The sequence below is a fragment of the Streptosporangium sp. CA-115845 genome, assembly GCF_050943795.1.
In the GTDB taxonomy this organism is placed as follows: domain Bacteria; phylum Actinomycetota; class Actinomycetes; order Streptosporangiales; family Streptosporangiaceae; genus Streptosporangium.
The window spans coordinates 8,721,877-8,744,680 of record NZ_CP191988.1; the positions used below are offsets into that span (position 1 = coordinate 8,721,877).

A 22,804-nucleotide genomic window follows, 5' to 3' on the forward strand; every position below is an offset into this window, starting at 1 on the left:
CCGTCGCCCACTTCCCCCTTTCCTCACCTCGACCCGCCTCGACGCCGGCGCACCGGAGCGGCCCCTGCGGCGTCCACCCGCGTTCACCGGATCCGACAGCGGAGCGCCCTGGAGACGACCTCGGACCGGACCGCCCAGAAAGCCGGTGAGAATCCCCGCCTCCCCCTCGACAACACCCGGCGTCCTTCCACCCCCCAAAGCACAAATACGACATTAAGAACATTTCATTTGAAATCAATCAATAAGAGTTCAACATCGATGATAAATAGCTAAGGAGAGAGCAAAAGCCTTCGATCTCCGTTTATCAGCAGACATGCCAGGAAACTATGACAACCAGGGATGGCTCATCACTGGCTATCTCCGGTAATTCCCGACCGATTCGGTAAGTGCCGAAAATCGGGGCAACCGATCCTTTCAAGGGGGAAACGCAATGCCCAAGTTCAAGGGTGTCCTCGCAGGGCTCGCGATCAGCACGGCGCTGACCGGCGGAGTCGTCGGCATGGGCGCAGCGACCACCGTCACCAGCGCCAGCGCGATGACCACCACGGTCACCTCCGTCGCCTTCCCGACCTGGGGCGGCGGCTGCGGTGGCGGCTGCAACCGCCGTTTCAGCCGTCACCGCTTCAGGCTGATCATCAACAACCACAACAACAACCGCAACCACCTCAGGAACGACAACCGCCAGGACCGCTTCGAGCCCATTCGCGAGGAGCGCCGCCGTGAGCGCCGCGACGAAGAGGGTGGCAACAACGGCGGTAACAACGGCGGCAACAACGGTGGCAACAACGACCTTGGCGCCCCCCCGGTCTCCTAGTCACCTGACCAGGGTCGCGCACCCCGATCGGGGCGCGGCACGGCCAGAGGCCGAAACCACGCGGCCGGACCCGCGATTGTGAGCGGCTTCGGAACCGCGACGGAGAGACAGGACCCCATATTCGCCGTGATCACCACTTCTCACCGAGAAGCAGCGGCCGGATTTCGAATACGGGAACTTGAGGAGAAATCCCCGAGCCTCTGACTCTCGACACAGTGCGAGTTCTCATTTCTCACGAATTGCAGGCGGGGGTCCGCGGTTTTCGAACCGCGGGCCCCCGCTGTGATATCCGGCCCCCACCGCTCTCCCCGCTTTCTCGGATGTCAACCGAGCGGCACTCGCCTCACCTCGGCCACCTCGACGCCGACGCGGCCCGCCGGATCCAACACCTCCAGCCACATTTCGCACACATGTTCTAAAATGTCATCGGGCAGCCGCAAAGCACCACCAATGCGGCAGGTACCGCCATGGGCAATCCGATGCCGCGTCTTTCTCAGCGCGCGGCATCCGAAGTCGTACGCTGGGCGATGTCCGACGTTTGCAGGAACCGGGTCAGGACAGAAAACGTGCCGAAGCCCGGATGACGACAGGGGATGTCAGACATGAACGCGCACGGCGACAGAGAGCATGGGAAAACGATCGACGATCCGTCCGAGGAGATCTCGATCGAGACACCCGAGGCCGACGCCGCCGAGCAGCGCCGGTCGGCACGCGAGGGTGGCTCCGGCTCGTCCGCCGACCTCTCCGCGGAGGCGGAGGTCGACCCCGCGGACGCCGCCGAGCAGAATCGGACCGCGCGGGAGGAAGGCGAGGAGTGGCCCGATACCGTTCCCATGGAGGCCGATCCCGCCGACACCTTCGAGCAGCGACGCACGATCGAGCTCGATGAGGACGATTATCGCTGACCCCTGTTACCCGCGCGTAGGATGGCCCCAGACGCCAGGAGTTTCACCCGAGGAGACCACGTGACCGCTACCCCGGACGCCAAGCCCCGGGGCACCCGGCTGCCCCGGACAGCCCGCCGCCGCCAGCTGCTCAGCGCGGCGCAGGAGGTCTTCGTGGAGAACGGCTACCATGCGGCCGCGATGGACGAGATCGCCGAGCGGGCCGGAGTCAGCAAGCCGGTCCTCTACCAGCACTTCCCAGGCAAGCAGGATCTCTATCTGGCCCTGCTCGACCTGCATGTGGACGACCTGATCACCCGCTGCCGCGACGCCCTCGCCTCCACCACGGACAACAAGCAGCGTGTCCAGGCCGCGATCGGCGCGTTCTTCGACTTCGTCTCCAGCCAGGGTGAGGCCTTCCGGCTGGTGTTCGAGTCGGACCTGCGCAACGCCGCCCCGGTCCGCCAGCGCATGGAGCGCAACCTCCGGGAGAGCGCCGAGATGATCAGCCAGGTCATCCAGGAGGACACCGGCTGCTCCAGCGACGAGGCACGCCTGCTGGGCGTCGGGCTGGTCGGCATGGCCGAGGTCAGCGCGCGTTACTGGATCAGCAGTAACGGTTCCATCCCCAAGGACGCTGCCACCCAGCTCATCGCACGTCTGTCGTGGCGCGGCATCTCCGGTTTCCCCCGCACCGTCGCCGACCACTGAGAACGTCCCGCGGCCCCGTGGCCGCGGGACTTCTGTTCGCTTGGCGCGATCAACCAGCGCGTCGAACCTTCGATGGGGTGACCATGGGACGAGCAACCCTCATCGAAAGGGAGCAGGATGGAAATCAAGATCGGCGTACGTTCCGTGCACCGTGAACTCGTAGTGGAGACCGACCTCACGGCCGACCAGGTCGAGAGCGAGATCAGCGCCGCCCTCGCGTCCAGCGCCGGTGTCTTCACCCTTACCGACACCAGCGGCCGGAAGGTCGTCATCCCGATCGCGTCACTCGGCTTCATCGAGATCGGCGGGGAGGCGGTGCGTCCCGTCGGCTTCGGCGGCACGCTCTGACGGATTCCGAGGCTCGCGCCAGATCGTCGTCCCCCGCCGGCACGGCGCGGTCCGCGGATCTGGCGTGAGCACCGGCGTCGGGTGAGCGCCCCCTTACGGAGAGTGCGAGAGCGCCGGACAGCCCGGCACACGTCTCGCCCGGCTCAGAACCGCTCGTTCCCCCATGTGCCCGAGCACTCGTCCCGCTCGCCGAAACCGCAGCAGCGCGGACGTCTGACCCGGCGGAGATGCTCCTGGCCCCGGCCGACGGCCGGACACCCCGCGCCTCCTCTGCGTAACACGGGACGCGAGGTCCAGCGGTTCGGCCCACATCTCGTCAAGGAACTGCCATAGCGGCGCGAGGCCCTCATGTCTCGCACGCTACCGGAATCGTCCGCAGCGCTCCGGCGTTTACGCCGGGGGTGAAGCGGACTCTCGCGCGTAGCGGGGCAGGAAAAGCTGTTTCGCCGCCATCGCCGTCAGGTACCGCCGGGCGGGCGGGAACGCGGGCCGGAAGGCTCGAAAGCCTGTGGAGACTCGGTAAGACCACTTCGGTGGCACAGGTCGGTGAAACAGGAAGCCACAGAAGTGCCTCATCAGCGGCACAGGCTGAATCTTCGGCATTCATGCCGAAGAGCGCGTCAACGCTGTTCGGCGCCCCACGCGCCTTGATCCGCGGGACCGGTTCTCCTACTCCGCCCCCGGCGAACAGGCCCCGGGCCGGTCCAGCGGCTGCTCCAGGAGCGGAGGACACGCCCCGGACCGCCGTCCGGTCCCCATACCGGAGACTCGGGCCCGGCGGTTCACAGCCCCAGAGCGGCCATCCGGTCGCCGTGCTTCTCGGTCAGCCGGGCGAACATCCGGCCGATGTCCTCCCCCGCCGCGTCCACCAGCAGCGCCGCGAGCTCCGGTCTGGCCGCGGCCACCTGCTGTCCCTGGCTCAGCGCCTCCCCGACCAACCGCCTGGCCCACAGCGCCAGCCGCCCCGCCTGTTTGGGGTCCTCCTGGAGCGCCGCGCCGACCCTCTCGACGGCGAACTGCGACCGTCCCTCGTCGGCGAGAACCTCCTCGACGAGGTTCCGCGTCCGGTCGTCCACGCCGACGGCCGCCTCGCGGTAGAAGTCGAGCGCGATCCCCGTGCCCACATACGCCTTCACCAGAGCCTCCAGCCAGTCTCCCGGGGCCGTCTGGGCATGCCAGTCGTCCAGTGGCCCCTCGAAGGGCGCCATCGCCTCCTCGGGATCCACCCCGAGGTCGGCCAGCCGGTCGCGGAGCAGCTCGAAGTGCACGTACTCGGCCGCCGCGAGACCGCCGAGAGCCGCCCGATCGGTCAGCGAGGGGGCGTACCGCGTGGCGTCCTCGGCGAGCCTGAGGAACGCCGTCAGCTCGGCGTAGGCGAGAACACCGAGCAGGTCGGAGACACCGGGAGGGGAATCACTCATGGACGCAGCCTACGATCTGATCGACCTCGCGATTCACCGGGAATACGAAGAAATCGGTTCTCCGTTGTGGTATCGAGTACACTGCTCTGTGAAAGTGCGACCGCACCGTGTTAATCCGGGATATCCACTCCCGGACGCCCCCAAAAGTCGGCGTGACGCCGCAGCGGTCGCTGATGACATGAGAAGGCTGGACCTTCCGCGAGGACCCGGCACGGGGAACACGTTTTCTGCCCGTGGTCCCGGCAGTCCTGCCTTCAACGGAGATTTAGGCAGGCCAAGCTGACGACGTTCCGAGACCTCGGAGTCACCCCAGAGATCGCCGATGCCCTTGAGACCGAGGGCATCATCGCGCCGTTCCCGATCCAGGAAATGGCACTCCCCCTGGCCCTCAACGGCCAGGACATCATCGGCCAGGCGCGCACCGGCACCGGCAAGACCTACGCCTTCGGCGTGGCGATGCTGCAGCGTGTCGGCAAGCCGAGGAAGAACCGCAAGAAGCCCCGCGGGCTGGTCGTGGTACCGACCCGCGAGCTCGCCGTTCAGGTCACCGAGGACCTCGTGACGGCGGCCGGCAAGCTCGGCTCGCGGATCCTCACCGTGTACGGCGGGCGCGCCTACGAACCCCAGATCGAGGCGCTCAAGCAGGGCGTCGACGTCATCGTCGGCACCCCGGGCCGCCTGCTCGACCTGGTCAAGCAGAAGCACCTCGACCTCAGCCAGATCGGGACGCTCGTCCTCGACGAGGCCGACCGGATGCTCGACCTGGGCTTCCTGCCCGACATCGAGCGCATCATCAAGCTCATCCCGGCGGAGCGGCAGACGATGCTGTTCTCCGCGACCCTGCCGGGCGAGATCGTCGCCCTGTCCAGGCGTTACCTCACCCGCCCCACCCACGTGCGGGCCGAGAACAACGACGCCGAGGCCGAGGCGACCCCGCAGACGACCCAGTTCGTCTGGCGCACGCACCGGATGGACAAGATCGAGATCGTCGGCCGCCTGCTGCAGTGCGAGGGCCGCGGGCTCACAATGATCTTCTGTGAGACCAAGCGCGCCTGCGACATGGTCGTCGAGCAGCTCAAGGAGCGCGGCTTCGCCGCCGCGGCCGTCCACGGTGACCTCGGCCAGGGCCAGCGCGAGCAGGCTCTGCGCGCCTTCCGCAACGGCAAGATCGACGTGCTGGTCGCGACGGACGTCGCGGCGCGCGGCATCGACGTCGACGACGTCACCCACGTCGTCAACTACGACTGCCCGCAGGACGAGAAGGCGTACGTACACCGGATCGGTCGCACCGGCCGGGCCGGCAAGACGGGCGTCGCGGTGACCTTCGTCGAGTGGGAGGACCTCACTCGCTGGAAGGTCATCAACAACGCGCTCTCGCTCCCCTTCCCCGAGCCGGTCGAGACCTATTCGACCTCCCCGCACGTCTTCAGCGATCTGGGCATCCCCGAGGGCACCAAGGGCGTGCTGCCGCGCGCCAACCGGTCCCGGGCGGGCCTGGCCGCCGAGGAGGTCGAGGATCTCGGCGAGACCGGGCGAATCCGCTCCCGCTCTCCCCGCAAGGGGCGTGAGGACGATCGTGAGGAGCGTCGTGAGCGTCCGGCACGCACGTCCCGCGAGCGCCGTCGCACTCGCGGCGGCCGTACCAGCGAGGAGAGCTCCGCGCCGGTCACGGCCGAGGAGGTCCAGCCCGCTGAGTCCCCTGTCGTCGAGATCGCTGAGGTGGAGACGGACGTGGCACCCCGCAAGGACAGCCGTGACGACCAGCACGCCGCCGAGGCCGCGCCCCGCCGGGGCCGTGCCCGCAGGGCCGGGCTGAACCCCGAGGTGAGCCTCCTCGGGGAGTCCGAGGCTCCGGCTCATCCCGATTCCGCGACGGACGAGCCGGTCCGCAGGCAGCGCCGTGCCAGGCGCGAGCAGGTGGCCGAGACCCCCGCGTGGAACGAGGAGCCGGTGGCGGAGTTCACCGCAGGCGTGGAGGACGACGTGGCCGAGCACTGGGACGACGAGCCCGCGGCGGAGGTCTCCAGGCCCCGGCCGCAGCCCGAGAAGATCATTCCGCCGAGCCCGTTCGCGGTGATCTTCAAGTCTCCGGACCTGGCGTCGGACGACGACGAGATCGCCCCCTCGGCGGCCTCCGAGCGTGTGCAGAGCCGCCGCCGCCCGCAGATGCGCGGCCAGCAGCGAGGAGTTCGTCGCCCGAACTAGCGATGCGGGCATTGCAAAAGGGGGTGCGACCATAACGGTGGCGCCCCTTTTCGCGCTCCCGGACGCACGGAGCGCTTTCACCGGACTGCCAGGGCGGATGCTCCGTCCGCCGGCGCGGCGAGGAGGCACCTCTCGGTTCTCTCTCGTCACGCGGATGCGGCTCGACAGGGTTGGGATGTTCCACGACAGCCAAGCGCCCCCGAACGCGGCGGGACGTGCCGTGTCCGCGTGGGGAGGCTTCGGGGTCGCCCGGGCCGGTGAACCGCGAACCGGCAGACCCGACCCGCAGGTCGGGTGCTGGAATCCCCGGCTTTCGAGCCGGGGGAGGACGTCAAAAGAGAGGTATCGTGGGGCTACGTGAGTACGCCGCGTTTTCTGACCATGCCTCCTGGCGTCCGTTCTCGCCAGATCGAGACGGCGGTGGGCTCCTTCGCCGTCCTGGAGGCCCTGCCCGTCAGCGGCATTCCTGAGCGCTGGCCGGCCCTGCTGGTCCCCGGTCTGACAGGGAGCAAGGAAGACTTCATCGCGGTGCTGCAGACGCTCGCCCAGTCGGGTCGCCAGGTCATCGCGATCGACATGCGAGGCCAGTTCGAGTCGAACGGCCCCGACGACAGGAGCGCCTACACCTGCGCCGCGCTCGGCAACGACGTCGACGTCCTGGCCCAGGTGATCGGCCAGGGAGGCCCGATCCACCTGGTCGGCCACTCCTTCGGCGGCCTGGTCACCCGGGAGGCGGTCATCGACGGCCGTACCCGGTTCGGGTCCTACACGCTCATGAGCTCCGGACCCGCCGCGATCGTCGGGCCCCGCGAGCGCGCGGGCCGCATCATGATCTCGGAACTGCCCGACCTCGGGCTGGAACACCTGTGGCACAACCGGATGGAGCCCGAGGCTCTGTCCGCCGGGGTCTCCGACGAGATCATCGCCTTCCTGCGCAAGCGGCTGTTCGCCAACTCGCCCACCGGCATGTACACGATGACCGAGGAGGTGCTCTCCGCACCTGACCGATGCGACGAGCTCACCCAGGTCGACGTCGCCACCCTGGTCCTGTACGGCGAGCACGACGACGGCTGGCCGCCGCGTATGCAGTCGGAGATGGCCCGCCGGCTGGACGCCGACTGCGTGGTGGTCCCCGGCGCGGCCCACTCCCCCGCGGTGGAGGCCCCGGAGACCACGGCCGCCGCGCTCATCCGTTTCTGGAACGCCGCGGAGCGCCGGCCGAGAAGCTGACCTGGGGTTTCCCACTAATGGGACCCCTGTTGGACGGGTCGTCGAATGCCGTGTAATGATTTACTTACTATGGCGAGCATCGAAGACATCGTCGTCCAGCCGCCGCACACCGCGACGTGGCTGGTGCACATCGACCGCTCCATGTGGGTCGGCGGGGTCCGCGGCCTCATGCTCCAGGCCCTGCATCCCCTCGCGATGCGTGGCGTCTGGCAGAACTCCAACTTCCAGCAGGACCCGTTCGGGAGGCTCCGCCGCACGGCGGACTTCGTGGGCAGAGTCACCTTCGGCAGCCCCGCGGAGGCCGACGAGATCGGCCGCCGCGTCCGGGGAATCCACCGGCGGCTCCGCATCAACGACCCCGACACCGGCCGTACCCACCGAGTGGACGACCCGGAGCTGCTGCTCTGGGTGCACTGCGCGGAGGTCTCCTCCTACCTGACCGTGGCACGCCGGGCGGGCCTGGGGCTCAGCGACCGCCAGGCCGACCGCTACCTGGCCGAGCAGCGCCGCAGCGCCACCTACGTCGGCCTGCACGCCGAGGACGTGCCCGGCTCCCTGGCGGAGCTGGAGGGCTACCTCGCCTCGGTCCGCCCGGCGCTGAGGGTCACCCCCGAGGCCGCCTCCACCGTGCGCTTCCTGCTCTGGCCGCGACTGCCCGCCGAGCTGCGTGCCCTCACCCCCGGCAAACCCGCCTACTTCCCCTTCGGCGCGCTCTGCTACTACTCGCTGCCCGACTGGGCCAGACAGCTGTACGGCGTACTGCCCGAGGTGCCGCCCGGCACGGTGACAGCGGCGCTGAGAGCGTTCCGGCTGACCATGAACTCGCTTCCCGAACACGTCCACGACCGGGCGTTCACCCCCGGCACCCGCGAAATGCTCGGGGCCTCCCGCGAGCGGCTCGGCGCCGCGGGTTACGACCTGAGCAAGGGGCTCAGGGGGCTGACCGACCCGCGCCGCTGGCCGGACCGGCTGCCCCGCACCGCCTGACGCACCCTCTGACGCTTCCCCTGACGATGCGCCGCGCGGTCAGTCCGCGAGGGCGTCCCACGGCTCGCGGCCGCCGCTCGCTGCCTGGCCCTCGGGGCAGTGGCGGCGAAAGTCGCACCACGAGCACAGCGGGCCCGTACGGGGCGGGAAGGAGGCCTCGACCTCGGGCGGCACCGGGGGCGGGGTCCGGCCGATGCCCCTGGTCCGTGACGCGGCCGAGCCGGTCCCGCCGGGGCGGGTGGCCGACCATGCCCGGTAACGCTCGTCGGCCTCGGAGGCCTCGACGGCGATCTCCTCGGCTCGGCCAAGGTGCCGGGCCAGCGACTCGTCGGTGTGCTCCCACTCCACGACGGAGGCGGTCGGCAGGTGATGGAGCTCGACCCGGTGGCAGGGACGGTGCATCATCGCCGCGGAGGCGATGGCGTAGACCGCCAGCGCGAGCGAGGAACGGGCGTCGTCGGTGGTCAGCGGGCGCCGGCCGGTCTTGTAGTCGACCACGACCAGCTCCTCGCCGCGCCGGTCGAGCCGGTCCACCCGGCCGGAGAGGGCCACGACGGAGGTACGCGTGGCGACGGTGCGCTCGACACCGACCGGCTCCGCGGCGGGGTCGAGGCCCACCACGTATCCGCGGACCATCTCCCCGGCCCGGTCACGCCAGGCGGCCGACTGCTCCGCGTCGCGGAACCCCTCACTGATCCATCCCCTGGTGAGCAGGGTGGCGGCGACCTCGGGCGTACGCCGCTCGTACGGCTCGCGCCACCAGGCGGCCAGGGCGTTGTGCACGCTGACGCCCACGCTGTTGTGCGCCCACGGCGGGCCCTTCTGCGGCGCGGGCCGATCCAGGTAGGTGAACCGGTAGCGCCGGGGGCAGTCCAGCCAGCTGTTCAGCCGCGACGGCGTGCAGGCATACAGCCGCCGCGGCATGCCATCCAGGGGAAGCTGGTCCATCGAGGGCTATTCGTCCCGGAGGTTCAGCCGGATCCCCGCCGCGCGCGTGCCGTCGGTCAGCGGCCCCTCCTCCTGCTCCTGCGCCCCGCGGGTCAGCGAGCCGGAGAGCCAGGCGTCGAACTGAGGCTCCAGGTCGCCGATCGTGCTCTCCTCGCCGTGCGCGGGCAGCACCCGGGTGGCGTGGGGCAGGGTGAACAGCCGTCCGCCGATGGCGGTCAGCTGGTCGGCCAGGGCGGGATACTCACCGCCGACCCTGCCGGGGCCGTCGGCCTGGAGGGTCTTGCCGGTGAAGACCGCCTCCAGTGCCTCGCAGTAAAGCGAGACGCCGCCGTGGGAGACGCCCGGGGTGGACATGACCTCCAGCTGGACACCGCCGACCTCGAACAGGCCCTCGTCCTCCATGTCGATGTCCGGCCAGGTGTCCGGCCAGGTCAGTCGCCACAGCGGCCTGTCCTTGGGATGGAGGGCGATCACCGCCTCGTCTCTGGCCGCGACCTCGATGGCCGCGCCCACGTGGTCGGGCAGGCCGTGGGTGCAGATGATCGCCAGCACCTCCCGCTCGCCGACCTTCTCCAGGATCGCCTCCGCGTCGCGCGCGGGGTCGATGACGATGACATCCTCGTCGTCACCCAGGATCCACGTGTTGTTCTCGACCTTGTGCTCGACGCCGTCGACATCAACGACGCCCTCGGTCACCACTCGCTCGATACGCGCTGTCACGCTTCCGAACTTTACTGCCTCTCCCCACCCTCCGGTCCGGACGGAACGGTCAAGGGTTCGAATGCCGGGCGGGCGGTCAGGGGGCCGGGGCCTCCAGGCGCGGGGAGAACGCCCCGAAGGGCAGGTCGAGGGTCTGGTCGTGGTCGCGCAGATCGCGCAGGGACAGCTCGGCCAGGGTCATCAGGTAACCGGCCTCGGCGGGCCACACGACCGCCCAGAGCCAGTTCCCCAGTGCCTCACCCACGTAGACGGCCCGGTCGGAGGCGGCGGTGACACACCACAGGGCGGCCGGATGGCCCTTGACCTCGATCTTGGCGTGCGGCGGGCCCTGATCGAAGCCGGTGCCGGGATCGGTGCTCTCCAGCCCGGCGAACGCCGCGCCGAGCCCGACCCCGGGCTCCTCGGCGATGAGCAGCAGATCGGCGGGCCCGTAGGTCAGCGAGGGTCCGGAGACCGCGACCACCGTGGCCCGTACGCCGCTGCGCTCGTCACCCACGTGGGCGAACCCGGTGACCAGCCACCCCGTGGGCAGCGGCCACGGGACCCAGACGGGGACGCGGGAGATGCGGGTGACGGCCTCCACCGCGGCGGCGGAGGGAGGCAATGGTGGCTGGAACGGCAGCACCTCACCGTGGGGACCGCATCTCCAGGAGCTTGACCAAGCACTCGGCGGACGTAGCGGGCCGAAACAGCGTGGGCATGTAGGGGCGGCTTTCACGCCTACCCACGCTGCTTCTTCGACGGCCCATCCGTCAAGAGGCCCGGTCGTTATCACGCCGTAATGTTGTTCACGTGCGCGTAAATTGTGTGGGGGCGATCATCCTCGACGGCTCGGGGCGGATGCTCCTGGTCCGTCGCGGCCGGCCACCCGGGATGGGGCTGTGGTCCGTCCCCGGCGGCCGGGTCGAGCCGGGCGAGTCCGACCCCGAGGCGGTCATCAGAGAGGTTCTGGAGGAGACCGGCCTGACCGTCGTCCCCGGGCGCCTGGCGGGAACCGTCGACCGCCCCGGTCCCGGCGGTGCCCGCTACGAGATCCGCGACTACCTGGCCGAGGTCTCCGGCGGCACGCTCTCCGCCGGGGACGACGCCGCGGACGTCCGCTGGGTCACCCGCGCGGAGCTACAGCGGCTCCCGCTCACCCCCGGCCTGCTGGACGCGCTGGTCGAGTGGGCGGTCATCGCGCGGGAGTGAGCGGCGCGAGGTCCACCTCACCGTGTCGAGGTGAGCTTGGAGCGCCACAGGGTGAGGTGGTCCGCGCTGTAGGTGGTGGAGCGGCCCAGAGCCACGACCTGGCCGCCCAGGACCGCCACCGCGCCGAGCCACTGGGCTCCGTCGCCGTCCAGCCTGCCCTGGCTGGGGGTGTGAAGCTGCCAGTTCAGCCCGTCCTCCGAGGTCCAGGCCGCGCTGTCGCCCTCGCCTGGAACCCCGTGCCAGCCCACGGCCACCACGCCCTCCGGCGTCGCGGCGAGATCCTGCACGGCGGACGCGGTGTCCCCGGGGAGCCAGGAGAACTCCCAGCTCGTCCCGTTGTCCGCGGATACCGCACCGAAGGCCTTCTGGCCCTCCTCCGTCCTGGCCGTGCCGGCCGCGACGATGTCCCCGCCGTACAGGACCACGTGCCGCAGCCCCGCCGACGTCGCCCCCGGGGGCAGGACCGGCTTGCGCGCGCTCCAGTTGACCCCGTCGGCCGACACCCAGACCACGCCGGTCTCGCGCTCGGCGGTGCCGGTGCCGCCGACGGCCACGTATCCGGACGAGGTCGCCGAGACGTCGTGCAGCCGCACGCCCGTACCGCCCGCGGGAAGCCTGGCCGCCCTGGCGTAGCGCTTGAGGTCGGCGGAGAACCACAGGACGGGCACGGTGGCGGCGGGGCCGCGGTCCTCACCCGCCATGACATAACCGGAAGGGCCCGCCGCCACCGCGTGCGGGGCGAGGAAGTCGTGATCGCCCGCCGGGGCGAGGGGACCCAGCACCGGAACCCTGCGCCAGTTCTCACCGTCTGCGGAGGTGAGCAGCAGCGGCTCGGTGGAGGAGGCGTCGGTCATCGTGCTGCCCGCGGCCAGCCAGCCCCGCCTGCCATGCGCGACGTCGGCGAGCGCCTGCCGCCTCGGGCCACCGAGGAGCTGCGCCGGGCCGCCCGCCTTCCAGCTCTGACCGCCGGTGCTGCTCCAGATCCCGGCGTCACCTGAGACGGCACCCACCGCGACGAATCTGCCGTCGCCCGCGGCCACCCTGGCCGTCTCGCGGGCGGCTCTGGCCAGGCCCTCGATCCCCCCCAGGGAGACCGGCATCGGTTCTCCGCCCTTGGGCGCGGTGATGAGAACCACCCTGTTGTCCACGTCGGCGGCGCGCTCGTCGCCGCCGACGACGAGGGTGCCGGTGTCGGACAGGGCGAGCGCCCGCAGCGAGCCCGGTACCTCGCCGAGGTCTGTGGTCTTGCTCCAGTCCCGGCCGTCGGAGCTGGTGTGGACCGTGTAGCGCTCGAAGCCGGATTCGACGACCGCGGCCACCCCCGCCGAGGAGGAGGCCAGCCGCCTGACGCCGGAACCGTCGGGCCCCAGGCCGGTGATGGTCCCGCAGGCCTTCCAGTCGGCGCCCTCGGGCGAGCAGTAAACGCGGACCTCGCCCTTGCCGCTGCGTTGCTGGGTCGGTACGAGGACGAACCCCCCGCCGGCCACGGCCAGCGCGCCCGGCTCGGGGATGACGTCGTTGAGCGCGGTGCCGGTCCGCTGCCAGCTCCCGCCTCCGTCGGCCGAACGCAGGATGACCGAGGTGGACTGGCCCTGGGCCGGGTCCGCCAGCGCGACCACGGCGTTCCCCCTGGCGACGACCGCCTTGATGCCCCGCACCTTGTCCGGCATGCCGATCTCCCGGGTCGCCACCCGTTTCCAGGCGCGTCCGTCGGGAGAGACCCAGGCGACGGCCCCGGTGGTGCCGTCGTCCAGCACGGCCGTGCCGACCGCGACGAAGCCCGAGTCGGTCCTGGCCAGGTCCATGATCTTGTCTCCGCGCGCGAAGGCGTCCAGCTCAGCGGGGTCGACGGCGGTCCAGCTGTAGCCGTCGGAGCTGGTCCACAGGCCGTGCCCCGAGCCGAGGGGGTCGTTGCCCGCCGCCAGCCAGCGACCGTCACCGCCCGCCACCCGGCCCACCGTGGTCGGCCCCGTCTCGTACCCCACCGGGCCGACCATCCTGCCCAGCTGCCAGGTCGTGCCGCCGTCGGGAGAGACCAGGAACAGCGGTCTGGGTACCGGGCTGGTGGTGTCGCTGCCGACCGCGACCATGACCGAGCCCACCGAGGCCACCGCGTTGAGAACCTGGTTCGAGCCGTTGCCGCCGACACCGGCCCGCGGCACGAAGTTCTCGTCGCCCGAGCCCACCTCGTCGCCGACCAGCCGGAGACCGGTGGCGAACGGGCTGCTCACCCAGCCCCACAGGGCCAGGCCGCCACCGACCGCGACGGTGAGGACCATGACCATCAGGAACGGGATCACCAGGCCCCTGCCACGCCTGCGCCTGGTCGGGCTGGACCGGCGTACCGCGGAGGGCGCGGCGGCCGAGCGGTGATGCCGCCCGCCGTTGGGGCCCCGCCTGCCGGGCGTGCCCTCCGCGACGAGCAGGTCGGGCCTGGCGGGTCTGCCACCGGGTGGGCGCCCCACCCGGCGTACCGGCTCGAAATCGTCCTCGACGGGCGTGCCGGGCCCCTCAGGCTCGGGCCCCGGCTCCGATTCGGAGGTCGGCCCGGGTGTCGAGCCGGGTTCCGGAGTGGGCGCCGGTTCCGGCGTCGCCGGAATGCTCGGCTCCATCCTGATCCGGTCCTCGGGCGCGGGAGGCGGGGGCTGCGGGGGCGCTGTCCGCCCGTCCTTGCCCCGCTCGCGGGCCGGCCCCGAGGCGACCAGGAGATCGGGCCGGTCCGCCCTCCTCCGCCTGCCCCCGCGCTCGGGCGTCGGCCCCGAGGCGACCAGGAGGTCAGGGCGGTCCACCAGGCGCGGGCGCCCTCGCTCCGGTGTGGCGTGGCGGCCCTGCCCCGTATCCCGTTCCTCCACGGGCTCCTCGGCGAGCCGATCGGGGGCGGGGGGCTCTGGCGGGGACGACTGCCCGGCGGGCTGGGGGGTGGGGGCGTAGGGCTGGGCGTACGGACGGCGCCGCTCGCCGCCGAGCCCTTCCGGGCGGGCCCGGGGCGGCTCGCCGTCGTCCGGGGTCGGCGCCGCGAACGGCGGGAGCATCCACGGGGAGGCCATGGAGAGCCCGCGCGCGTCGTCGCCGGAGGGACCTGGCGGGGAGTGCTGGATCGTCGGTGGGGACGCGTGTGGCTCCTGGGACCCGCCTGCACGCATGGCATCGTCGTGAACGCCGCCGTCATCCGCCGGCCACTCTCGCGAGCGCGGGTCGTGGGGGCCCGAGGCCACGCTCAGCACCTCCTCGCAGGAAGCCCGTTTCAGCCCGGAGTCACCACCCCGGACCGTTCCAGTCGTCTCCGTAACGGTAGGCCGCAACCCCTACGGATGCGGCAAATCGCACGCGACCCTACTACTACCCCGTTCTCCGGAAACGATCACCTCCCGCGGCCGACCGGCCGGACCTCTGCCGTACACAGTCAAGAGCAACACGTCCCGGCCGCGATGACGAGACCTCTCTAGTCAGATTTATCAGCCGGGCACCCGGATTATCACGATTTGTCCATAAAAATCCCGAAACACACCAGCCCATCGAGACCCGTGGAACCCCTGGCTCCCCCGCCGGCCACCGCGGCCCACCTCATGTCACCGCCGACATGTCACCGCCGACATGTGACCCCCGCCGGCGTCAGGCCGTGGGCGGGGTGAAGGCCGTGGTTCGTGCGAGACCGGCGGCCCTGCCCTTCGCCACCACCACCAGCGCCATCTTTCTGGACGCCTCGTCGATCATCTCGTCGCCGAGCATGACCGCGCCGCGCCTCTCGACCGTCGTGGAGTACTCGTACGCGTCGAGGATCAGCTCGGCATGGTCGTAGTCCTCCTGCGACGGCGAGAACACCTCGTTCGCGGCCTCGATCTGGGTCGGGTGGAGCACCCACTTCCCGTCGAGCCCCAGCGCCGCGGCCCGGCCCGCCACCCGGCGGAAGCCGTCCAGGTCCTTGATCGCCAGGTAAGGGCCGTCGATGGCCTGCAGGCCGTGCGTCCGGGCGGCCATCAGGATGCGCATCAGGATGTAGTGGTAGGCGTCGCCCTCGGTGTAGCCGGGCGGCTGCTCACCGACCACCAGGGTCCGCATGTTGATCGAGGCCATGAAGTCGGCCGGGCCGAAGACGAGCGTCTCCAGGCGCCGGGACGCGCCGCCGATGGCGTCCACGTTCACCAGGCCCTTGGCGCTCTCGATCTGGGCCTCGATGCCGATCCTGCCGACGGTGAGACCGTTCGCCTTCTCGATCTGGGTGAGCAGCGTGTCGAGCCACATCACCTGGGCCGCGTCCTCCACCTTGGGCAGCATCAGGCAGTCGACGAACTCCCCCGCACCCTCCACGACCTCGATGACGTCGCGGTAGGTCCACTGGGTGCCGAGGTCGTTGACCCTGACGACCCTCGTCCGGCCCGACCAGTCGCCCTCGCGCAACGCCGCCACGATGTTCTTGCGCGCGCCCTCCTTCGCGAGGGGCGCGACGGAGTCCTCCAGATCGAGGAAGACCTCGTCGGCCGGGAGCCCCTGGGCCTTCTCCAGGAATCGGGGGTTGCTGCCGGGCACCGCGAGACATGAACGCCGAGAACGCATGGGCACACGCTAGCGCCCGCGGGAAAGCAGACCGGCGGCCGGGCGGCGCTATGGCGTCCGGACAAAGACCTCCCCCTGTTCTTGGCGGCGATCTCGAAGGGCTTTTGCCGGAGATCTCACAAGAATGAGCGTCAAGAACCCGCAAAGGAGACACGCACCATGGCAAACGCTTCCTCTGTGACCAGGCCCGCCGTACTGTCCGACCTCATCCCGGGCTCCCGTACCCGCGACGTCGCGCTCGTGGTCGGCGGCGCCGCCCTGACGGGCCTGGCGGCGCAGCTCAGCCTCCCGCTGCCCGGCTCGCCCGTCCCGGTCACCGGCCAGACCTTCGCGGTCGTGCTGGTCGGCGCGGCCCTCGGCATGAACCGCGCGGCGCTGAGCATGGCGCTCTACCTGCTGGCCGGTCTCGCGGGCGTGCCGTGGTTCGCCGGCGGCACCTCCGGCTTCGGCGGCGCGTCCTTCGGGTACGTCATCGGCTTCATCGCCGCCGCGGCCGTGGTCGGCAAGCTCGCCGAGCGCGGCGGCGACCGCACCGTCCCGCGTACCGTCGGCACGATGGTCCTGGGCAACCTGGTCATCTACGCCTTCGGCCTGCCGGTCCTCATCGCCGTCGCCCAGGTAGACCTCGCCACCGGCATCGCGGTGGGCGTGCTGCCCTTCCTGCTCGGCGACGCCCTCAAGGTCGCCATCGCGGCCGGGCTGCTCCCGGCCGCCTGGAGGCTCTCCCGGCGCTGACCTCACGGCGCGTACGGCCTGTATCGCCCCACGAGGGGGAACAGGCCGTACATTCGTCTCATGGGTGTGATCGAGGAGGGCGCCAAGAAGTCGAGCGTCCTGTGGCTGTCGCTGGACCGGCCCCGGCTGGCCTGGCACACCTGGTACGACGGCGCGATCTACTTGGTCACCGGCGGGGGCGAGCAGCCGCTGCCGGGGCTGGCCGAGGCCGATGAGGTCCGGGTGACGCTGCGCAGCAAGGACAACGGCGGGCGCCTGGTGGCCTTCGACGCCGGTGTGGAGGTGATGGACCAGACGAAGGCCGCCGACGCGGTGGCCGCGCTCGCCAAGGAGCGGCTCAACGCCCCCGACGGCGCGAGGCTGGTGGAGCGCTGGGCCGCCGCCTCCCAGGTGATCCGGCTCATCCCACGGGAACCGGTTCCCTGACCTCCGGGGCGGGGGCGGGCAGCATGGCGGTGGCCCGCTGGGCCAGGTAGGCACCGATCAGGACGATCACGCCACCCGCGATCTGGAAGGGGCCGAGCGCCTCGCCCAGCAGGATCCAGGCGACCACCGCCCCGGCGATGACCTCCAGCGAGGCGACGGTGGAGCCGACCGCGGCCGACAGTCGGCGGATGGCGAAAACGCCGAAGATGTAGGCGAGGACCGTGGCGACCACGATCAGCCAGACCAGCGCCACGGCAGCCGGCAGCGGGTAGCCGCCCGGCGGGGTGGCCACCGTGCCGAGCGCCGCCCAGGGAATGTCCCAGGGACGGGAGATCGGGATGAGCGCCACGGCGGCACCGAGCAGGCCCCAGGCGACCAGGCCGAGCGGGTCCATCTCGTCACCGAAGCTGTCGCTGAGCAGGAAGTATCCGGCGCAGCACGCCGTCGCCGCGAGGGCGATGAGCAGGCCCAGCGGGTCGAGGGCGAGGCCCGCCCAGATCTCCACCACGATGGCGAGCCCGACCACCGCGACGGCGGCACCGGCGAAGGCCACCCGGGGCAGTCGTACCCGCCGGACGAACCGTACCCAGAGCAGCACCAGTACCGGCGAGGTGTACTCGATCAGCAGGGTGACGCCGACCGGCAGCCGGGTCAGCGCCAGGAAGAAGAGCGCCTGCACCCCGGCGACCGCGACCACCGCGTACACCCCCAGGAACGGCAGCCGCGAGCGGGGGATGCGCAGGGCCGAGGGCTTGGCGAGCGCGAGGACGGCGACGAGCAGCAGCCCGGCACCCGCCATCCGGACCCAGACCGCCTCCAGCGGGGCCAGCCCGGCCGCGCCCACGTATTTGGCCATGGAACCCGAGAAGGCGAAACACAGGGCAGACGCGAGCGCGATCAGCAGTCCTGCACGTCTCATGAAACACCATTCCCGTAATTACCGTTGTGCGCCTTTGATGCTGTCATGTCGGTATACCGGCCAGCAAATCGATTCCGGCATGTGAGCCGGGGAGCGTGGCAGCAGCCGGTAGGCCCGAGACGCGGCCTACGCTTCAAATGTGAGGATCTTCATCGCGCGTCTCGCCGGTACCCCGGTCTTCGACCCCGCCGGGGACCAGATCGGCCGGGTCCGTGATGTGGTGGTGGCCATCGCCGGCAGCGCGCCGCCGCATGTGCACGGGCTGGTCGTCGAGGTGCAGCCCCGGCGCCGGGTCTTCCTGCCGATCACCCGGATCCGGTCCGCCCAGGCGGGTTCCGTGGTCTTCAGCGGCCAGCTCAACATGCGCAGGTTCGAGCAGCGGGCGACCGAGACCCTGGCCGTCGCCGAGCTGCTCGACCTCGGTGTGGAGGTCGACGGCGAGCGGATGACGGTCCTGGACCTGGCCATGGAGCAGACCAGGCGCGCCGAGTGGCTGGTCACCAAGGTGGCGGTGGTCCCGAGCACGCCCGGCATGGGGCTGCGCCGGCGCGGCGCGACCAGAGTCGTCGACTGGGCCGAGGTCCACGGCTTCGGCGCCGTCCAGAAGGACCAGGGCGCCGCCAACCTGCTGGTCGCCTTCGAGTCGATGCGCGCCGCCGACCTGGCAGGGGCACTGCACGAGTTGCCGGACAAGCGGCGGGTCGAGGTGGCGGCGGCCCTTGACGACGTACGGCTCGCCGACGTGCTGGAGGAGCTCCCCGAACGGGATCAGATCAGCATTCTGAGCAGGCTCTCCCCCGAGCGGGCCGCGGACGTGCTGGAGGAGATGGACCCCGACGACGCGGCCGACCTGCTGCAGGACCTCCCCGCCGAGCAGGCCGAGGCGCTGATGGCGCTGATGGAGCCCGAGGAGGCCGCGCCGATCAGGCGGCTGCTGATCTACCCGGAGAACACCGCGGGCGGGATGATGACGAGCGAGCCGGTGGTCCTGCCGCCGAACGCGACGGTCGCCGAGGCGCTGGCCAACATCCGCCGGCGCGAGCTCACTCCCGCGGTGGCCGCGCAGGTCTACGTGACCAGGCCGCCCATCGAGACACCCACCGGCCGCTTCCTCGGCCTGGCCCACTTCCAGCGGCTGCTGCGCGAGCCGCCGGCCACACTGCTCGGCAGCATTCTGGACACCTCCCTCGACCCGATCAGGCCGGAGTTCACCCTGAACCAGGTGGCCTTCTACCTGGCCACCTACAACCTGGTGGCGGCTCCCGTGGTGAACGAGGCCGGGCGCCTGGTCGGGGCCGTCACGGTGGACGACGTGCTCGACCACCTGCTGCCCGAGGACTGGCGCGAGCAGGAGGACAGGCATGGCTGACCGCCTCGACCAGCCCAGACAGCCCGGCCTGCGGCTCCGTCCGCACTACGACCCCGAGGCGTTCGGGCGGCTCTCCGAGCAGATCGCCCGCTTCCTCGGCACCGCGAGGTTCCTGGTCTACATGACGGTCTTCGTCACCGTCTGGGGCCTGTGGAATGCCTTCGGCCCCCCGCCGCTGCGGTTCGACCCCTACCCGTTCATCTTCCTGACGCTGATCCTGTCCCTGCAGGCCTCGTACGCGGCGCCGCTGATCCTGCTCGCCCAGAACCGGCAGGACGACCGTGACCGGGTCCAGAACGAGCACGACCGCAGGGCCGCGGAACGGAACCAGACCGATCTGGAGTACCTCACCCGGGAGGTCGCCGCCCTGCGCATGGCGCTCGGCGAGGTGGCCACCCGCGACTACATCCGCTCGGAACTGCAGCGCCTCCAGGAGGATCTCCAGGAGCCGCGAACGTCCACGGAGGCGTGAAAGACGGGTCGCGCGCCGGGTGTCCCGGCGCGCGACCCGCGCGAACCTCAGCGGTCTAGAAGAACTGGTTCTCCGGCACCGGTAGGTCCAGCTGCGCCGGGCCCTGCCACCTGGCCGTGTCCTTCGGCACGTCGGCGCTGCCGAGGGTGCTGATCGCCAGCGGGATCACGACCTTGCTCCCCGCCAGGTCGACGGTGACGTTCGCGCCGGTGGCCCGCTCGGCGCTGTAGGTCGAGTCGGTGCCGGCGATCACGAGGGCCAGCCTGTGCCCCTTCTTGAAGACGTACTCCTGCGGCAGCGTCTCCCAGCTGACCTTGCCGTACGTGCCCGGGGGCAGTGGCGAGGGCTCGCTGAGCGAGTCGCGGTTCTGCACGTCGATCCAGCCACGGGCGACGATCTCCAGTGGCCGGGTGGCCCGGTTGGTGACGACCTGCCGGTAACAGCCGTCGTCGGAGGCCGTGCTCTCGCCGTGGCAACTCTCCTCGGCGACCGTGGTGATGCCCTGGCCCCGCCGCCAGTCGATCCGGGTGTCCTCGCCGAAGTCGACGAGGAGCGCGGTCAGGTTCGAGGTGGGCCTGTCGAGCGCGACGCGCAGGTCCACCACGGGCGTGCCGGACAGCCGCAGATCCAGCGGCAGCTCGCCGGTGGTGAAGGCCACCCGCCCCGGCTTGACGGTGCCGACGTCGGCCACCATCGCGTCCTCGGACTGGCGGATGTCGGTGAACGTAGCGGTCTGCCCCTTCCTGGCCGGTACGAGGCCGAACGAGCCGTCGGCCGCGGGGCGGAAGGGGATCTTCAGGGAGAGCGGGGCGGGCCAGTCACGCTGGGTGATCCAGCGGTCGAGGCTGGTCTGCACGTCGGCGCGGGGCTCTCGCATGATGCCGTTCTGCACGCCGAGCAGCCAGTAGTCGAACCAGCGGTGCAGCGTGTCGACCCAGAGGTCACGACGGCCCTCGAAGTCGAAGGGGTCGACGTGCTGGTACTGCCCGACCCAGATCTTGCGGGGCACGTTCCTGCCGGCCAGCGCCTGCCACCACTTGGAGAAGTTGTCGGGCTTGACGTTGAGGTCGTTGACCGTGTGCACGGCGAAGACGCTGGCGCGCACCTTGGAGACGTCGGCCATCGAGCCCGCGATGTAGTCGCGCTCGGCCCAGAAGCCGTTGTAGTCGCCGGTGCCGTCGCCGTCCTCGGCGTCCAGCCGCGCCCGCACCGCGGCGCACTTGGCCTCGGGGTCGGTGTCGACGTAGTTCCCCAGCCACGACATGTAGTCGTAGCTGTAGATCACCCCGTTGGAGCGCTGGTATTTGTACCAGGAGCTGATCGCCGAGATCGGGACGATGGTCTCCAGCCCCTGCACGCCGGTCGCCGCCACGGCGTTGGCCAGCGTGCCGTCGTACGACTTGCCGATCATCGCGGCCTTGCCGGTGGTCCAGTCCGCGACCGCGGGCGTGCCGTCGGGGTGGTAGGCGGTGGCGCGGCCGTTCAGCCAGTCGATCACGGCCTTGCCGCCCAGCACGTCGGCCTGCCCGCCGACGTCGGGACAGCCGTCGGACCTGGTGGTGCCGATCATGTCGACATTGAGGACGGCGTAACCGCGCGGTACGAAGTAGTTGTCGTAGAACAGTGGGAATTTCACTACGTTCCCGGCGGCGTCATAGACCTTCCGCTCGGCCTCGTTACCCCGGCCGGAGTTGTCGTAGTACGGACTCTCATCGATGATCACCGGCACCTTGAGCCCGGGACCCGATTCCTTCGGCCTGATGATGTCGACACGGACCCGGTCCGGCCTCCCATCGGAGTCGCTGTCGACACTCGACTCGACGTAGACGTGCTCGCGGACGGCGTCGGCGTAGGAGAAGACCGGTTGGGACCGCCCCTGCTCGATGGTGAGGGATGGCTGGGTGGCCGCGTGGGCTGGGGTGACGCCCGCCGCGAGAACCGCGAGGACGATAAGAGCTGCCCGTAACTTCGGCAAGCGGAGCCTCCAGAACAACTAGGGAAACATCCGCAATATCAATCTTTGTCCGTATAGTCCGCAAGATCCTTTATGTGTTCGACATCACCCTGGGGCTGGTATGTGACATGACGCTCGACAGCCCCGTCCGGCCACCGGTCGGGGCGGCCCGGCGCGAGCCCGGGCAAGCGGGAGTATCGGGTACGGCCGATGCGGCGGCTACCCGCCGCGGGGCCTCAGCAGGGTTCGGTGCCGGAGGCGGGCAGGAGCTTGTTCAGCATGGCCGTGCACTGCCGCAACTCGTCGGCGTCGAGCATGTCCAGGAACTGGGCGCGGACGCCGCGCAGGTAGGTGGGGCCGGCCTCGGCCAGCCGCGCCGCACCCCCGTCGGTGAGCACCGCGAACAGGCCGCGCGCGTCACTGGTGCACGCCTCGCGCTCGACCAGGCCGTCACGCTGGAGGCGGTCGACGAGCCGGGTCAGGCCGCTGCGCGAGAGCAGCACCCGGTCCGCCAGGTCGTTCATCCTCAGCCGCCGCTCGGGCGCCTCGAAGAGTTGCAGGAGGACTTCGTAGGAGGCCAGGGGCAGATCGTGCTCGATCAGCAGGTCGGCCTCCAGCATCCGGGCGATGCGGACCTGGGCTCGCTGGAGCATGCGCCAGAGCGTCAGCTCCTCCGAGCTGAAGCTCTCCATGGACTCGCCCGCCGTGAGGGTCACCCAGTAACCTTAGAACGTTGCACGCGCATCTACACAGCGAATTGTCCGAATCCGGCGACCAGAGCCGGGGCCGGAATTCCTGCCGACGTTCCGAGGTTCATACCATTGGACTTCCGACGCCGACCGTTCCCTGACGGGATCGGGCCGCTCGCCAAGCCATACGAGCGCCACGACGGGCAGTTCCTGCCCTTGAGACGCCT

Annotated in this window: 21 protein-coding genes; 12 read left to right on the forward strand and 9 right to left on the reverse strand. The window is 70.6% G+C overall.

The features are described from left to right. Positions 1–430: 430 nt before the first annotated feature. The 4 genes from ACQP0P_RS41420 (at position 431) to ACQP0P_RS41435 (ending at position 2,757) form a co-directional block, all read left to right on the forward strand. The gene (locus tag ACQP0P_RS41420) at positions 431–814 is read left to right on the forward strand and encodes a hypothetical protein (RefSeq protein WP_433366752.1); all 384 of its coding nucleotides are present in this window, start codon (positions 431–433) and stop codon (positions 812–814) included. A gap of 602 nt (positions 815–1,416) precedes the next feature. Beyond that, a complete protein-coding gene (locus tag ACQP0P_RS41425; protein ID WP_433366755.1) occupies positions 1,417–1,719 on the forward strand; it encodes a hypothetical protein in 303 nt (100 codons plus the stop codon). Between the two features lie 60 nt (positions 1,720–1,779). Continuing rightward, positions 1,780–2,409 (forward strand): TetR/AcrR family transcriptional regulator, encoded by a 630-nt coding sequence (locus tag ACQP0P_RS41430; protein WP_030910552.1) that lies wholly within the window; start codon positions 1,780–1,782, stop codon positions 2,407–2,409. A 117-nt stretch (positions 2,410–2,526) separates the two neighbouring features. After that, complete coding sequence (locus ACQP0P_RS41435) at positions 2,527–2,757, forward strand: DUF3107 domain-containing protein (RefSeq protein WP_433366758.1); 231 nt, start codon at positions 2,527–2,529, stop codon at positions 2,755–2,757. Between the two features lie 782 nt (positions 2,758–3,539). Here ACQP0P_RS41435 and ACQP0P_RS41440 read toward each other — a convergent pair. Then, positions 3,540–4,178 (reverse strand): ferritin-like fold-containing protein, encoded by a 639-nt coding sequence (locus ACQP0P_RS41440; protein WP_433366761.1) that lies wholly within the window; start codon positions 4,176–4,178, stop codon positions 3,540–3,542. A 369-nt stretch (positions 4,179–4,547) separates the two neighbouring features. Here ACQP0P_RS41440 and ACQP0P_RS41445 point away from each other — a divergent pair, with 369 nt between their 5' ends. The 3 genes from ACQP0P_RS41445 (at position 4,548) to ACQP0P_RS41455 (ending at position 8,600) form a co-directional block, all read left to right on the forward strand. Next, positions 4,548–6,383: a DEAD/DEAH box helicase gene (locus ACQP0P_RS41445; protein WP_433366764.1), complete on the forward strand. Its 1,836-nt coding sequence runs from the start codon at positions 4,548–4,550 to the stop codon at positions 6,381–6,383. A gap of 357 nt (positions 6,384–6,740) precedes the next feature. Beyond that, positions 6,741–7,613: an alpha/beta fold hydrolase gene (locus ACQP0P_RS41450; RefSeq protein WP_433366767.1), complete on the forward strand. Its 873-nt coding sequence runs from the start codon at positions 6,741–6,743 to the stop codon at positions 7,611–7,613. Between the two features lie 69 nt (positions 7,614–7,682). Further along, a complete protein-coding gene (locus ACQP0P_RS41455) occupies positions 7,683–8,600 on the forward strand; it encodes an oxygenase MpaB family protein (protein WP_433366769.1) in 918 nt (305 codons plus the stop codon). 39 nt (positions 8,601–8,639) lie between these two features. Here ACQP0P_RS41455 and ACQP0P_RS41460 read toward each other — a convergent pair whose 3' ends face one another. From ACQP0P_RS41460 to ACQP0P_RS41470, 3 genes are all read right to left on the reverse strand, one after another. Continuing rightward, entirely contained in the window at positions 8,640–9,524 is an 885-nt protein-coding gene (locus ACQP0P_RS41460; RefSeq protein ID WP_433366772.1) for a RecB family exonuclease, read from the reverse strand. Positions 9,525–9,554: 30 nt separating this feature from the next. Further along, positions 9,555–10,268 (reverse strand): MBL fold metallo-hydrolase, encoded by a 714-nt coding sequence (locus ACQP0P_RS41465; protein WP_355565667.1) that lies wholly within the window; start codon positions 10,266–10,268, stop codon positions 9,555–9,557. Between the two features lie 76 nt (positions 10,269–10,344). Continuing rightward, positions 10,345–11,043 carry a DUF6758 family protein gene (locus tag ACQP0P_RS41470; RefSeq protein WP_433366776.1) on the reverse strand — a complete coding sequence of 233 codons (699 nt, stop codon included), beginning with the start codon at positions 11,041–11,043 and terminating at the stop codon, positions 10,345–10,347. A 17-nt stretch (positions 11,044–11,060) separates the two neighbouring features. Here ACQP0P_RS41470 and ACQP0P_RS41475 point away from each other — a divergent pair, with 17 nt between their 5' ends. Further along, positions 11,061–11,459: an NUDIX hydrolase gene (locus ACQP0P_RS41475; RefSeq protein WP_350921828.1), complete on the forward strand. Its 399-nt coding sequence runs from the start codon at positions 11,061–11,063 to the stop codon at positions 11,457–11,459. A 17-nt stretch (positions 11,460–11,476) separates the two neighbouring features. On the opposite strand, the gene ACQP0P_RS41480 is transcribed toward ACQP0P_RS41475, so the two are convergent. Next, positions 11,477–14,602 carry a hypothetical protein gene (locus tag ACQP0P_RS41480; protein WP_433366780.1) on the reverse strand — a complete coding sequence of 1,042 codons (3,126 nt, stop codon included), beginning with the start codon at positions 14,600–14,602 and terminating at the stop codon, positions 11,477–11,479. Between the two features lie 469 nt (positions 14,603–15,071). Next, positions 15,072–16,013, reverse strand: a complete 942-nt coding sequence (locus ACQP0P_RS41485; protein ID WP_433366782.1) for an HpcH/HpaI aldolase/citrate lyase family protein — start codon at positions 16,011–16,013, stop codon at positions 15,072–15,074. A gap of 159 nt (positions 16,014–16,172) precedes the next feature. Here ACQP0P_RS41485 and ACQP0P_RS41490 point away from each other — a divergent pair, with 159 nt between their 5' ends. Continuing rightward, positions 16,173–16,748 carry a biotin transporter BioY gene (locus tag ACQP0P_RS41490; protein WP_433366785.1) on the forward strand — a complete coding sequence of 192 codons (576 nt, stop codon included), beginning with the start codon at positions 16,173–16,175 and terminating at the stop codon, positions 16,746–16,748. A gap of 60 nt (positions 16,749–16,808) precedes the next feature. Then, positions 16,809–17,174: a hypothetical protein gene (locus tag ACQP0P_RS41495; RefSeq protein WP_433366788.1), complete on the forward strand. Its 366-nt coding sequence runs from the start codon at positions 16,809–16,811 to the stop codon at positions 17,172–17,174. Here the strand turns inward: ACQP0P_RS41495 and ACQP0P_RS41500 are convergent. Beyond that, on the reverse strand, positions 17,149–18,093 hold the full coding sequence (locus tag ACQP0P_RS41500) for an EamA family transporter (protein WP_433366791.1): 945 nt from the start codon (positions 18,091–18,093) through the stop codon (positions 17,149–17,151). The genes ACQP0P_RS41495 and ACQP0P_RS41500 overlap by 26 nt on opposite strands. 139 nt (positions 18,094–18,232) lie before the next feature. Here ACQP0P_RS41500 and ACQP0P_RS41505 point away from each other — a divergent pair, with 139 nt between their 5' ends. Together ACQP0P_RS41505 and ACQP0P_RS41510 are read left to right on the forward strand one after the other, a co-directional pair. Beyond that, a complete protein-coding gene (locus ACQP0P_RS41505; RefSeq protein WP_433366794.1) occupies positions 18,233–19,462 on the forward strand; it encodes a magnesium transporter MgtE N-terminal domain-containing protein in 1,230 nt (409 codons plus the stop codon). Further along, positions 19,455–19,934 carry a DUF1003 domain-containing protein gene (locus ACQP0P_RS41510; RefSeq protein WP_433366797.1) on the forward strand — a complete coding sequence of 160 codons (480 nt, stop codon included), beginning with the start codon at positions 19,455–19,457 and terminating at the stop codon, positions 19,932–19,934. The genes ACQP0P_RS41505 and ACQP0P_RS41510 overlap by 8 nt, the downstream gene beginning before the upstream one ends. 55 nt (positions 19,935–19,989) lie before the next feature. Here the strand turns inward: ACQP0P_RS41510 and ACQP0P_RS41515 are convergent, their stop codons facing one another. After that, positions 19,990–21,909 (reverse strand): Xaa-Pro dipeptidyl-peptidase, encoded by a 1,920-nt coding sequence (locus ACQP0P_RS41515; protein ID WP_433366800.1) that lies wholly within the window; start codon positions 21,907–21,909, stop codon positions 19,990–19,992. Between the two features lie 215 nt (positions 21,910–22,124). Then, positions 22,125–22,604: a MarR family winged helix-turn-helix transcriptional regulator gene (locus ACQP0P_RS41520; RefSeq protein ID WP_433366802.1), complete on the reverse strand. Its 480-nt coding sequence runs from the start codon at positions 22,602–22,604 to the stop codon at positions 22,125–22,127. Between the last annotated feature and the right edge of the window lie 200 nt (positions 22,605–22,804).

What these genes read in the sequence shown, in the direction of transcription:
- ACQP0P_RS41510 (WP_433366797.1), top strand. Translation starts at nt 19,455, where the DNA reads ATGGCTGACCGCCTCGACCAGCCCAGACAGCCCGGCCTGCGGCTCCGT.
- ACQP0P_RS41425 (WP_433366755.1), top strand. Translation starts at nt 1,417, where the DNA reads ATGAACGCGCACGGCGACAGAGAGCATGGGAAAACGATCGACGATCCG.
- ACQP0P_RS41435 (WP_433366758.1), top strand. Translation starts at nt 2,527, where the DNA reads ATGGAAATCAAGATCGGCGTACGTTCCGTGCACCGTGAACTCGTAGTG.
- ACQP0P_RS41455 (WP_433366769.1), top strand. Translation starts at nt 7,683, where the DNA reads ATGGCGAGCATCGAAGACATCGTCGTCCAGCCGCCGCACACCGCGACG.
- ACQP0P_RS41480 (WP_433366780.1), bottom strand. Translation starts at nt 14,602, where the DNA reads ATGCGTGCAGGCGGGTCCCAGGAGCCACACGCGTCCCCACCGACGATC.
- ACQP0P_RS41420 (WP_433366752.1), top strand. Translation starts at nt 431, where the DNA reads ATGCCCAAGTTCAAGGGTGTCCTCGCAGGGCTCGCGATCAGCACGGCG.
- ACQP0P_RS41445 (WP_433366764.1), top strand. Translation starts at nt 4,548, where the DNA reads ATGGCACTCCCCCTGGCCCTCAACGGCCAGGACATCATCGGCCAGGCG.
- ACQP0P_RS41440 (WP_433366761.1), bottom strand. Translation starts at nt 4,178, where the DNA reads ATGAGTGATTCCCCTCCCGGTGTCTCCGACCTGCTCGGTGTTCTCGCC.
- ACQP0P_RS41490 (WP_433366785.1), top strand. Translation starts at nt 16,173, where the DNA reads ATGGCAAACGCTTCCTCTGTGACCAGGCCCGCCGTACTGTCCGACCTC.
- ACQP0P_RS41485 (WP_433366782.1), bottom strand. Translation starts at nt 16,013, where the DNA reads ATGCGTTCTCGGCGTTCATGTCTCGCGGTGCCCGGCAGCAACCCCCGA.
- ACQP0P_RS41460 (WP_433366772.1), bottom strand. Translation starts at nt 9,524, where the DNA reads ATGCCGCGGCGGCTGTATGCCTGCACGCCGTCGCGGCTGAACAGCTGG.
- ACQP0P_RS41495 (WP_433366788.1), top strand. Translation starts at nt 16,809, where the DNA reads ATGGGTGTGATCGAGGAGGGCGCCAAGAAGTCGAGCGTCCTGTGGCTG.
- ACQP0P_RS41500 (WP_433366791.1), bottom strand. Translation starts at nt 18,093, where the DNA reads ATGAGACGTGCAGGACTGCTGATCGCGCTCGCGTCTGCCCTGTGTTTC.